This window comes from Leuconostoc aquikimchii (assembly GCF_040838325.1).
Taxonomy (GTDB): Bacteria; Bacillota; Bacilli; order Lactobacillales; family Lactobacillaceae; genus Leuconostoc; species Leuconostoc aquikimchii.
The window spans coordinates 1,337,175-1,350,017 of sequence record NZ_JBFPER010000001.1; the positions used below are offsets into that span (position 1 = coordinate 1,337,175).

Annotated in this window: 13 protein-coding genes; all 13 read right to left on the minus strand. The window is 32.5% G+C overall.

The annotated features are described in order from the left end of the window. Entirely contained in the window at window positions 1-876 is an 876-nt protein-coding gene (rfbA, locus tag AB3K24_RS06580) for a glucose-1-phosphate thymidylyltransferase RfbA (RefSeq protein WP_367974499.1), read from the minus strand. Window positions 877-954: 78 nt separating this feature from the next. Further along, the gene (locus tag AB3K24_RS06585; RefSeq protein WP_367974501.1) at window positions 955-2,082 is read right to left on the minus strand and encodes an EpsG family protein; all 1,128 of its coding nucleotides are present in this window, start codon (window positions 2,080-2,082) and stop codon (window positions 955-957) included. 5 nt (window positions 2,083-2,087) lie between these two features. Continuing rightward, window positions 2,088-3,659, minus strand: a complete 1,572-nt coding sequence (locus tag AB3K24_RS06590; protein WP_367974503.1) for a lipopolysaccharide biosynthesis protein — start codon at window positions 3,657-3,659, stop codon at window positions 2,088-2,090. Further along, complete coding sequence (locus AB3K24_RS06595; RefSeq protein WP_367974505.1) at window positions 3,631-4,572, minus strand: glycosyltransferase; 942 nt, start codon at window positions 4,570-4,572, stop codon at window positions 3,631-3,633. Before AB3K24_RS06595 ends, AB3K24_RS06590 begins: the two co-directional genes overlap by 29 nt. Window positions 4,573-4,610: 38 nt before the next feature. After that, window positions 4,611-5,558 (minus strand): glycosyltransferase, encoded by a 948-nt coding sequence (locus AB3K24_RS06600; protein ID WP_367974507.1) that lies wholly within the window; start codon window positions 5,556-5,558, stop codon window positions 4,611-4,613. 33 nt (window positions 5,559-5,591) lie between these two features. Next, window positions 5,592-6,644 carry a glycosyltransferase family 4 protein gene (locus AB3K24_RS06605; protein WP_367974508.1) on the minus strand — a complete coding sequence of 351 codons (1,053 nt, stop codon included), beginning with the start codon at window positions 6,642-6,644 and terminating at the stop codon, window positions 5,592-5,594. 50 nt (window positions 6,645-6,694) lie between these two features. Then, on the minus strand, window positions 6,695-7,300 hold the full coding sequence (locus AB3K24_RS06610; protein ID WP_367974510.1) for a hypothetical protein: 606 nt from the start codon (window positions 7,298-7,300) through the stop codon (window positions 6,695-6,697). After that, a complete protein-coding gene (locus AB3K24_RS06615) occupies window positions 7,300-8,166 on the minus strand; it encodes a glycosyltransferase (protein WP_367974512.1) in 867 nt (288 codons plus the stop codon). The genes AB3K24_RS06610 and AB3K24_RS06615 overlap by 1 nt, the downstream gene beginning before the upstream one ends. After that, on the minus strand, window positions 8,163-9,317 hold the full coding sequence (locus AB3K24_RS06620; protein ID WP_367974513.1) for a glycosyltransferase: 1,155 nt from the start codon (window positions 9,315-9,317) through the stop codon (window positions 8,163-8,165). Before AB3K24_RS06620 ends, AB3K24_RS06615 begins: the two co-directional genes overlap by 4 nt. Then, on the minus strand, window positions 9,310-9,936 hold the full coding sequence (locus AB3K24_RS06625; protein WP_367974515.1) for a sugar transferase: 627 nt from the start codon (window positions 9,934-9,936) through the stop codon (window positions 9,310-9,312). Before AB3K24_RS06625 ends, AB3K24_RS06620 begins: the two co-directional genes overlap by 8 nt. Before the next feature lie 31 nt (window positions 9,937-9,967). Continuing rightward, the gene (locus AB3K24_RS06630) at window positions 9,968-10,732 is read right to left on the minus strand and encodes a CpsD/CapB family tyrosine-protein kinase (RefSeq protein WP_367974517.1); all 765 of its coding nucleotides are present in this window, start codon (window positions 10,730-10,732) and stop codon (window positions 9,968-9,970) included. Window positions 10,733-10,737: 5 nt separating this feature from the next. Beyond that, the gene (locus AB3K24_RS06635; protein WP_367974519.1) at window positions 10,738-11,622 is read right to left on the minus strand and encodes a YveK family protein; all 885 of its coding nucleotides are present in this window, start codon (window positions 11,620-11,622) and stop codon (window positions 10,738-10,740) included. 30 nt (window positions 11,623-11,652) lie between these two features. Continuing rightward, a complete protein-coding gene (locus AB3K24_RS06640) occupies window positions 11,653-12,420 on the minus strand; it encodes a tyrosine-protein phosphatase (RefSeq protein WP_367974521.1) in 768 nt (255 codons plus the stop codon). Between the last annotated feature and the right edge of the window lie 423 nt (window positions 12,421-12,843).

A 12,843-nucleotide genomic window follows, 5' to 3' on the forward strand; every position in this document is an offset into this window, starting at 1 on the left:
TTATTTCCCTTCTTCAGCAACAATGCGTAGTAAGTACTGACCGTAATCATTTTTCTTTAATGGTTGTGCCAACTTTTCTAATTGCGTGATACCAATATAACCCATACGATAAGCAATTTCTTCAAGTGAAGCCACTTTTAAGTTCTGTTGCTTTTGAATCGTTGCAATGAAGGATGAGGCTTCAAGTAGTGAATCATGTGTCCCAGTATCTAACCAAGCAAAACCGCGACCCATGACTTGAACATCTAAATCACCGCGATCAAGATAGGCTTGGTTAATATCAGAAATTTCAATTTCACCACGATCTGATGGCTTAACATTAGCCGCAATTTCAACCACATCATTGTCATAAAAATATAAACCAGTTACTGCATAGTTTGACTTTGGGTGCTCTGGCTTCTCTACAATTGATAACGCCTTACCCTGTTCGTCAAACTCAACAACACCAAAACGTTCTGGATCTTTGACTTGATAACCAAATACAGTTGCACCAGTTGTTTTTATGGCCGCTTGCTGTAACTGTTCTGACAAACCAGCACCATAGAAGATATTATCACCTAGGACAAGCGCAACCGTATCGGTACCAATAAAGTCAGCGCCAACAATAAAGGCATCAGCTAGTCCGCGAGGCTCTTTTTGAATTGCATATTCAATATTCAAGCCGATATCATGACCATTGCCAAACAATTCTTCAAATTGTTCAACATATTCTGGTGTTGAGATGAGTAAAATATCTTTAATCCCAGCCAACATCAAAACAGACAAGGGATAATAAATCATAGGCTTGTCATAAATTGGCACCAATTGTTTACTAGTTGCCTTTGTAATGGGATAAAGTCTTGTGCCGGAACCTCCGGCTAGGATAATACCTTTCATTGTTTTCTCTCTTTTCTTATTTAAGTTAAAATCAAATATTAATTGTTAAATCAACATATACTAAAAAATTATATTCCACTATTGTTTATAAAAATATGGATTTTTTAATTTAGCTGTGTATGATATTGAATTCAAGAAAGTTGGCCCCCATATTGTATCATGAACATAGATGAATGGTATTAGAAAAATAATCATCATAATTACAACTTTGTTTTTACTTATTGATAAATTATTTTTAATATTTGATTTCTCAAAATAAAGTGATACTAGAATAAATAAAAATAATGTAGCATTTCTTGCGATTCTCGAATAGTCTGGTGCCATGATCACTAGTGGCATTGCAATTATAGCAGTGCTCATTCCAAAAAATAATAATCGAGCATTCTCATTGGTCTTTTTAAGTTCGACGTTGTTTATTAACCTAAATAAAACAAATGAAATCCCAATAGAAACTAATACAGTTATCCATATCAATAATATTGTATAACTATTAGTACCATTAGTATAACTATGCAATTTAGTCAGAAAATTCACCCTCTGAACTGTGCTTCCAAATATTTTTACTAAAACGTTAAATAAAGTGCTAAATCCAAATATTTTTAATGTCAGACTAAAAACAAAAGTAGCAGCTATTGTGAATAACGAAATATTTTTTAGATTTTTTCGCGGTAATAAACGCGCAATCAAAATTATGTAAAACGCGTAACCACTACTATGCAATTGAGTTGCACAATAGAGAAGTACTACAAAAATACTTATATTAACAAATGATAATTTTTTCAAAAAACTAGTAGCAAGTATAATGATAGCAATCATCATTAAATTTCTAATTTGTGTTCCATCGGCAAAAAAAGTTGATATTGCAAACAAAAAAACGAATAGTGAAATATTTTTAGTAAAACGAACCACACCAATATACAAGATTAGTACGGCTACAATCGCAAACCAGAAACGAAATTCTTCGTAAGTTAAACCTCGATTGTACGAAATTAATTCTAACCACGTATACCCATTTTCAAATGGCGTATTTCCCGAACTAACTGTATTATAAGCTGATAAGTAATTAGCATAATCACCATTAGTTTCTATATAATCAGTCGCAATTAACCAACCCAATCCCATTAAACCTAAAAAGCCAACTATTCTATTAGACGATGTACTCAATCCAAATACTAAGCTTATAATAACGATTGCCATATATAACATCTGAGTTATGCTCTCCTTAACAACTTATTAAAAAATAACTGTCTTAGTTCTTGGTTTTTATACAAATGTACGCTTATCACTAGAATACTCATAATCATAAAAATCATCAAATCAAGTATCCATGTTATCCAGTAATTAAAACTGGCATTAATGACATGAGAAATATAAGACAAACTAAATAATATAATAGCAGAACCTAGCGTATATAAATACATTTTGACAGTTTGTTTTTTAGTACTAGCATGCAGTGCATCAGACATGACAATTTTAGATTCCCAATAATAATTAATCACTATATTACTTAATAACGTCCCGATTAGTACACCCATAATACCTAATTTAAAAACGACAACTAGTAGTAGCGACACAATTAAATTAGTCCCTGCTTCAATGATGGATTTGATTTTCAAACTACCAAACAGTTCATATGCGACAATATATGAGATACCTATTTGACGTAATTGATTAGTAAAAAATGTCATAACAATTAATCCGCTAGTTACCCAAGACAATATATAATCAGGTCCTGCCCAAATTTTGATGAAAGGTATAAGAAAAATAGTTAACCCCATACTAATAATTGAAATTAATAATGCATTTAAATCAAAAAAATTATTAAAATATTGTGTTTCAATTATTTTATTCTTTTCCGACTTTAAATTCCCGATTGTAGCTGTGATACCACCTAATATTGCACTCAATACTAATACACATCCGTTAATAATTAACATGTAGTTACTGTACTGTCCAACAATAGTGAGTCCAATAAATGATGATAAGATAATATTATCAGTTCCTGTTAAGATTATTCCACCAAATTTAGCTGACACCATACCTAATACATTGCTTTTTAATTTAGAAAGTACCTTAGGTGATATTTTTTCAGAAATATTATAGTTTAAAAAGGGGTAGTTTTTTCTAACAATAATAGATATCCAAATATTTGATATTAATGTGCACATAATTTGAATTGCTAAATACAATAAAAAGTTATGTAAATATATTAATATCAACACCTGTATAATTTGCTGAACCATAGAAAAAGCAAACTGGTTTAATACATTGATATACTGTTTTTGATCAGCTGCAAGTAATGTTCTGTTAGTCACTAGCAAGTAAGAAACGACAGAATTCATAAAGAACAATATAAAGCCTATTCTAGCAAACGGTGGTATGGTACCATTGATAAAATATGGTAATGCTACTGTCAAAATTATCCCACCTACAAACACGATACCAGCAATAATACGATATATTTTTCTAAAAAATATCATTAACGCATTAATAGCTTTTATATTGCGTGCTGCAATTGGTTCATATAATGCTGCCGAAATTGCGATTCCTATACCTAGTTCTGCAAAGGATAAAAAGCTTAAAAGATTAGTATATAAACCATTCAATCCAAGATACTCTTCTCCAAGTGTTTTGATGAAAACCGTTCTCACACCAAATGTTAATATTAATAACAAAGGTTGTGCCAAAACGGAGACCATAATATTCTTCTTGGCTGATTGATATCTAGAGCTAGAATTCAACCAGCCATATTCACTACTTATTTGCTTCTCTGTTTCTACCATATGTTATCGCACGCTCTTTCAATTCTTGGAAATCACTGTCTTTTTCAGGGTCATAATACCAAGCATCTTTAATTCCTTTCCAAGACGCAAACAATTTTTTTAATTTATGATTTTTGAACAATAAAATATGGCGACTACCAGTGATAGACTCTCTTACAAAGTGTTCATTTCTTCTCACTTCTGGATAACGTCGCCAGTATATAATCCTATTTCTAAAGATATAATATTGACGCATAGCTGAATGGTCGGAAAAAATACTTGTTTTACTAAACCCGAGTAATTTTTGAAATATTGGTCGATCAATTACTTCGCCAATTTCATGCGCCATTTCAATCGTATTAACTTGAAAAATGTTAAAACCAGCTAACTTTAATCTCTTGTCAAAATCTAAATCAACTTGATCAATAAACAACCACTCATCATATCCACCAATAGCTTGCCACGCATTTACAGATACTAAATTACCAGATGCAATAACAGTGTCCATATCTTGTACTAAGCCGTTTAAATTATTATCTTCATGTTGCCTTTGCTCATCCGTCCAGTTAACATCAACATATCTTGGTGTTAAAATAGCTGTAGTCTCTTTTTTAGCCTCCGGCACTTCTAACAACTTATCTATTGTTTTTGGTGCTAAAAGTGAATCTTGATCCATAGTTAAGACCCAATTAACATCATATTCTTTTGCCGTTATAAAGCCAATATTTTGTGCTTTAGCAATGCCGACATTTTTCTGTAATGGAACAACTATAATATTTTGATTACTAAACAATGTGTGCCATTCACTTAAATTTTTTGAACCATTATCTACAATTATAACTTTATTCGTTTGAACTAACATTTGCTCAATATTTTTTTGTAATTGTACAACGTCTGGATTATATGTAATGACAACTGCTACTACATTATGCATAATTATATTCTTTCTATTATATTACCGTATTTTGAAAATCACAAATTGCCAATAACTACTTTGATAACGTACCTAACAGTATAGTAAGGTGTTTTTCCTCTAAATAGGGGATTTACTAGAACTTTTATTCTAGAAAACACTGAATGTCTTACTTCTTTAAGATTTGTAATTAAACTAATTTGTTGATGAGTAAGATTTTTAGTTAACCTCATTTCATCAATTAATCGTGCGCGTTCTGAAAAAAAGGTATCTGTCTTAAATAATAATGCTATTTTGTCAAAAGGGTGTGCAAATATTTTGTTGATTTTCCCCAATAAAGTAGTAGGTTTAATTAATTCACTACTGCTTACACCAATTTGTTGCTTATCATGCACACGATAATATACTAAGGGCTTGTTAACATATACAATATCCCCAGATAAATGTGCTACAATAGGAATCCAATTATCATGTGCAATGGAGTTAACTGGTCGATCACTTTTTATAATTGTCATTAATTCTTTGTTAATAGCCATAGCCATACCATAAATATTACCGTACATAAACAAACTTTGAAAACTTTTCCAAATATCATAATTTTCTTCATATAAAAATTGATTGCTTAGTTGTGAATTAATCATCAATTCAGCATTAGAAAAAACTAATCTAGGGCTTAAACAATTAAATTCATGTTGAAACACTGCAATTTTATCCTTGTGCCAAATGTCATCTTGGTCAGCAAAGTAATATATATCATAATCTAAACTAACTATGTCATACACTAATTTTTCAAAACTTTTTTTATAACCCATATTATTGCCTACAGTTAAATCAATATGAAAATTTTTACTCATTTCATTTAACATAGCACAGGTATTATCAGTTGAACCATCATCTCGAACATACAAAGTTATATCATCACTCAGCTTATTATCAAAAATACTCTTGATTTGATCTTCTATGTATTTTTGGCCATTATATGTTGACATTATTACAGCAATTTTCAAATTAATATACCTCATGTATTTTTTCGAATATGATTAGTATTTAGCAAACTCTTTTTCTAGTGCATGTCCTGAATTAGTTAGTGTAAAGTCTTGTATTTTTTTTGTGGCATTATTTTTTAATTGGGCACGTTTATCGTCATCATTAATAAGAGTGACTATTGCATGAGACATCTCCGATAAATCATTAATGGGAATAATAAAGGCAGTATCATCATTAGCAAAATTTCTGATTCCGCCATTCTCAGTAGAAATTACTGGAATATTAACAGCCATGGCTTCCATAGCCGTTAGTCCCCAACCCTCAAAATCACTAGTCATCAGATAAAGTGTTGATTGTCCATATATCTTTTCTCGGAGTTGAGTGATTGTAGCATTTTGATAATAAGTAATCCAATTTGGAAAATCAGCTGGCGCTTTGCCTTTTCCAAAAAAAATTGCTTTTAAATTCGGTATTTGTTTTTTTGCCAACTTGATAGCCTCCAAACCGAGAATGGATTTTTTACGAGGATTTTCATGCCATAGCATTGACACTATTGGATTTTCGTTTAATAATTGAACAGGGTAAAATTCAGCATCATCTATAAAATTAGGTACTAATTCTGCTGAGACTCCCAACTCTTCTGACTTTTTTAATAACCATTCTGATATCACAATTTTTTTTAAATCATATCGCCAAGTGGTATCAACATCCTTTTGAGAACCAGCAAATATTTCATAATCTTGTATCAAATAATACTTATCATTCTTTAAAACATTGGCGTTCAGAATATTCTTAGCTGTTTTAAAAAAAGTTGCCACTAATATACCATCACTAATCGACTCAATAACTCTATGCGAAACATTATAATGCATTGTAACTTTTTCTGATAACTTATACCATGTTAACGTATTGTTTATCGTACTTTGTCCCAATAATTTTCGCTTAATTTGCCTCACCAAACTGATAACAATTGGTTCATCAAGTAACATAAAATAAATATGCACATCATGTCCTCTGTCACTAAGCCAATTAGCATATTGAAATACAATTTTATATCCACCAACAGCTTGATTATAATTTGGAGGTAAAACGAACTGAATTTTCATATTGCTTATCTCCTACTATCTGTATGTATTGTATATGTAGTACATATTTTCTAGTCTACCTTTATGTACAGTGTGCTAACTATATCTATTATTATTGTTTCAACAGACATTGAACGATTAATCATCTGATTATTTTCATAATATGTTTTTAAGTAACCATATCTTTGTGTTTCACGGCTGAGGTTATTTTCCATAATGTCTGATATGATAGTTATTTCTTTTGGCAAAAAATTTGGGTTTTGTTCCAGAAATACTGTTAATTTTTGTTCTACATCAGAAATTGAATTATGACTATACACACCAATTGACCACAAAGATTGAAAAAGGCCTTGATCCGAAATACCATTATTTATCTTGATATGGCCTTCATTGACTACTCTTAATAGATTAACTAATAATCTTAGTTTATCTTTTAAATTCATGTCAAACGATTTTAAAAAAATAATACTACGTATGAAATATTTAGGGTTTAAAATAGCTATTCTAACAACAGATACTATTTTCTGACTATATCTAATCAAAAAATTGTGATTTGATCGCTCATTAATATTTATTAATTGAGGTTGATTAGCTATGAAGGTAGTCTTGCCGACTGCTGGCAAACCAAACAATTCAGGTAATCCCGTATATTTACTTTTAAATTTAAAAATTTCCACTATTTTTTATTCCATTTATCTATAAATACTTGCGGACGTAATAATTTAATATACAAAATTAATGCCGTCAACTGAGATTTAGCAACTAACCTTTGCTTCTTACTTTTTTTGTTACCGAAAGAAAATTTTGAAGATTGATCTTCTATATGTTTCATTTTTACATTAGCATTCAAAAAATAATTCAAATGAAACTTATTGGACAATATTTTTAATATTTGTGCTTCATAATATAAAAATGTTTTAGGGTATAATTCTGGCAGCACATTAAAATAATGATGTGTCAATATATATGCTGCTCCATGTACAAAAAATTCATTTTCCGAATTACTCAACATTGACTTAATATTCTTATCTACTAAATTATTTGTTTTTCTTTTAACATTTTCTTTGAGAAACATGGGCATGATGTTTCTCAGTGAATTATAACTAAATCGTATCAATGTATCCTTAAAACCAACTGGTATTCGTATCGGGTTTGCTGGTGCATTGTTATTTCCAATTATATTTGGTCCAATCACGCCTACATTGTTAGGAATATCTAAAAATAATTGTTCTAACCCGTTAGCTTCGGAGAAACTAATATCACTATTCATAACTAAAACATTATCAATATTACGTTTTCTCAAATGATTAATACCCACATTATTTCCTTGCGCGTATCCTAAATTAGAAATCGCTTCTAATACTGTTATATTTTGATACATGCTAAAGTTTTGACTCAAATATTCAATTGAGCCATTCTTTGAGCCATTATCAACTATAACAATTTGAAAACTGTCAATATTATTTTGAGTTAATAAATTTTTTACTGTCTCAAACGTTACTGACATATTAAGATAATTCAAAATAACTATGCCATTTTTCATAAAAGCTCCTTATATAATTGTGTCATTTTTTGATCGACCTTTGATATACCAAACTCGACTAAATCATTATGTGGAAATAATTCATCTTGACAACTTATGTTGTCTAATATAGCCGTTTTTAACTTTACTGCATCACTTGGATCAATAATACTACCATTAATACCTTGTTTAATATAATCTGAAATGCCTCGTCTATTAGAACCAATTAAATAGGTGCCATCTATTGTTGCATCAAGCCCTGCTATTCCTAACCCCTCTTGAAAAGATGGAAATACTGATACATCACTAGCATAATTAATTTCATGAATATCTCTACGATAGCCTAAAAGCTTAAACTGCTTCCCAAAATCAAAACTATTAGCCAATGTCGTCAACATTTCACTATTAGACCCAGTACCGGCAATGATATAATAGATATTTTGGCGTGCTGCTAATGGAATCATTTTAAGTGCTTCGAGGACAATTTTGTGGTTTTTACGATCACTTAATTCACCTACTGAAGACATTAAAAACGCATCATCTGGAATATTAAGTTCATGACGAATACGTTGACGCGCTGCTTTTTTACAATCATTTGTCACTAACAACGCTCGTTCAACATCGACACCAATACCATTAATTTTAAGTATTCGCTTGGCATGCATATGCTTGTTCGCTAATGCATAATCTTCATCATTAATCGTAATTAATGTATCTGTTATAAATGAAAATGCCCATTCTAATGGGTAGAATACAAGCCATGCTAGTTTAGAGGCACCTTTAAAAAAATGAAAACCATGCGCGGTATAAATAACTGGTACTTTAAATTGTTTAGCGACCAATCGCCCTAAAATACTGCCCAATGGTGAATGAACATGAATAAACGAAAAATTATCCTGCTTAAACAATGTTCGTAATTGCTTAATAGATTGTATATTCCCCTTCAAAGAACCCATACGTCGTTCAAAATCAATTTGATGCGCAATAACTTGATTATCACTCATCCATTGCTTAAACCGCTCATTTTCTGTTGCCGACATCGAACCAAAATCAATCATATTGGTCGCAACATGAACTTCATACCCTAAGTCTTGCAATATATTAATATTGCGATGATTAAATTGTTGAATCATGTTAGCTTTTGCCGCTAACATTAGTACTTTTTTACTCATGGCCTACCATATCTTTTTTTGAATCATCATCAATCATAGTTTCTTTAAAGACACCATCACGTTTCAACACAGACACAAACGTTTCAACTATCAATAACATATCTACTCTAAAACTAATACGTGCCGCATACTTTGCATCATAAGCTGCCTTATCTTCATCTGAAAGATTATTACGTCCGTTCACTTGTGCTAACCCCGAAATACCAGGTAATACTTGGTCAGCACCATTCTTTTTACGAAGCGTTAATACCTTAGCATCAGTCTTGGCTAAAGGCCTTGGTCCAATAAAACTCATATTGCCCTTAATGATGTTCCATAATTGAGGTAATTCATCAACTGATGTTTTACGAATGATCATGCCAAAACGTGTCACGTAACTTGCAATATCATTAAATTCCGAATTAGCCTTGACAGGTGCTGTACTCGTCATTGAACGAAACTTATACAGAATAAATGGCTTTGAATTTTTACCAAAGCGTTCTTGTTTAAATAAAATCGGCCCTTTAGAAGTCAACTTAATAATAAGTCCCACTATAAGTAGCGGTAATATTAGTATGATGAGCATTGGCACCGACAGTAATAAATCTAGTAGGCGCTTAACAATTTTTTTATAAACCATTCATCTCTCCAATCTCCCATTAAAAGAGCGACTACTTAGACTTGGTCTCCCCATAACCGTATCCATAGCCATACCCATAACCACTACTTGAACTTTTCTTCTGATTTTGGTCATTATAGACAAAGCCAAGTACCGGTGCTTCAGAAATCTTTAAAATTTCTGACGTGCGTTGCAGAGCGCCCTTTGTGGTTTTACCACCGCTCACAACAACCGCAACACCGTCCATTTTACTCATTAACACTTGTGCATCAGTCACCATCAAGAATGGTGGCACGTCGAATATCACAATGTCATATTTATTTCTCAACGCACTAATTAATGCAGTCATACGTCCTGAACCTAATAACTCAGCTGGATTAGGTGGCACTGGTCCCGAAGTAATGACATCCAGTGTTGCCATATTTGTTGTATGAATAATGGCTTGTGCATCACTATTAGCATCTGCCAAATAATTAGTCAAACCATGATTATCATTAATGCCAAAAGTCACGGCCACTGTTGGTCGACGCAAATCAGCATCTACAAGGAGTACTTTTTTACCTTGTTGTGCATAGACAACGGCAAGATTAGAAGTAATCGTTGACTTACCCTCTGAAGGTAATGCTGATGAGATCAATAATGTCTTGACATCACCCTTTGCTACTGAAGCAAAATCAATATTTGTCCGTAATGTTCGGAATTGTTCAGACACTGGATTTTTAGGCTGCGCTGCAGCAATTAGCCGTGCCCCTTTGGTCATTGTTTCAGCTGATAAACCATCACGACCAATTTTTGATTGTTTTTTAAATAATGCCATAAACCTTAACCCTCCTCTCGATTCAAGCGACTCACGCGCGATCGTGTGCTATGTGATCCTGTTTCGGCTTTGCGAGATATATCAAAATGTTTCATTGACTTAATATGTCCAACCACACCCAAGTTCGTCATACCAAACAGTTCTGTCACGTCATCTGGTGACTTAATCGTTGTATCAGATAACTCACGGACTAAGACAATTAAGAACGTCAAGCCACCTAATATAACAAGGCCTGCTAAGGTAAATAACTTTTTATTTGGTGCCACAGGATTCTCAGGTGTTTTCGCTGAATCAATAATTGACACGTTATTGATTTTCATGAAGTTACCAATTTTGTCTTTAAATGAATCAGCAACTGTGTTAGCAATTTGAGCTGCTTGCTTTGGATCATTTGACTTAACGTTAATAGCAAACACTTGTGAATTTTGTTGGTTACTAATAGAGACCATTGCTTTAAGTTCATCAACCGTTAAGTTATATTTTTTTTGTGATGATGCGCGGGTCACTTCTTTTTGTTCTGGTGTGACAAGTCGACGTGTGCCATCTGCAAGGGTATCGAACACAGCCGGCTCATATTTTTGTACAACAATACGATCAGGCTTCTTCAATGTATTAGCAACATCCCCCAAAACATTGCTTGATGTAACCAAGTTTTTATAGGTATTGATAATCTGCACATCAGCTTGTTGATCAGATAAATTCGCTGTTGTTTGTGCATTATCTGTTGTCCGGTTGACTAACATGCTAGTTGAAGCGCTGTAAGTAGGTGCTATCACAAATCTAGCGATACCAAAGCCAATAGCCCCACCAATAATCGCCATTAAAACGAGCATGAGGAAATGCTTACGGATAATATCCCATAATTGGCGTAGTTCAAGTACATTATTCATTATTTAGTTAATCCTTTATTATTATATGTTCTAGAAACCATTAAAAAAACGGCGTTTCACAATTGATTCTGGCACTAATTTTTCAACGTCATTACCATCCAAAATTGCCTCAGCATTCTTTTCAAATAGTTGCTGATAATCCTGTCCTAAATGACTGCTCAGCTTATCAAGTGCTTGACGCATTTCATAATCACGATTCGGTAAATCATGCGCATCAGAGACGAAAACATGCGCTAAGTTATGCGCTATGATTGATTCAGCAAATTTCTGCACTTTTTTACCAAAACTGCCCACGTAAGAACTAGCAGTTACCTGAGCAATTGCGCCTTTTTCAATCAAACTATACAGTATGTCTGGGTCAGACATGATTTTTGTATTACGTTCTGGATGGGCAATTTGAATACTAATCCCCCGTTGCATAATCTTAAAGATCATGTCTTCGCTGTATGTGGGGACATCATCATCCGGGAATTCCAACAATAAATAGCGATTACTGTCATCAGCAAACAAAATATCATCATTATCTAAAGCTTCAATCAAGCCACCATTAATACGTACTTCTTGCGACGGAAAAACTTGTAAAGGTATATTTTCTTTATCCAGATGTTCTTGAAATTGACTCGTCAACTGGATAATATCTGCCTTATGATTCACATAGTGGCCGTTCATGTGATGTGGTGTCATAAGTGCTGCTTCGATACCATTTTCAACAGCTTCGTTTGCCATACGTAATGACGCACGTAATGACTTTGAACCATCATCAATATTAGGTAAAAGATGACTGTGTAAATCGATCATATTTTCTCCTCACTGTACTAGGGTGTTTAATATTAATTTAATCTGTACTTATTAAGTATACAGATTAGTATTCAACAATTCTATTACATGAATATTACAAAACATCAAAAAACAACTTTTTTTGTCATAAACTATAAATTATACACCACTTAACGTATCAGAACGCAATAAGTCCGCTTCCTGAATGAAACTTACATACCGTTATATTGTTCAAAACGAGGATAATTACGTTCGTATCCTCCCTATCATTATAAAGCATGATAGCAACTGATACTTTAAATACGTCTTTGTTCATGCTTCTTATCTAATTTGTTACTAGCATACGTTATCAATTGGTTTATGTTTGATATTTAATCTAATTTTAATGCCCTTATTATTAGTATAGCGATTCCGTAGCAACTTAGCCATTACGTCAATATTACA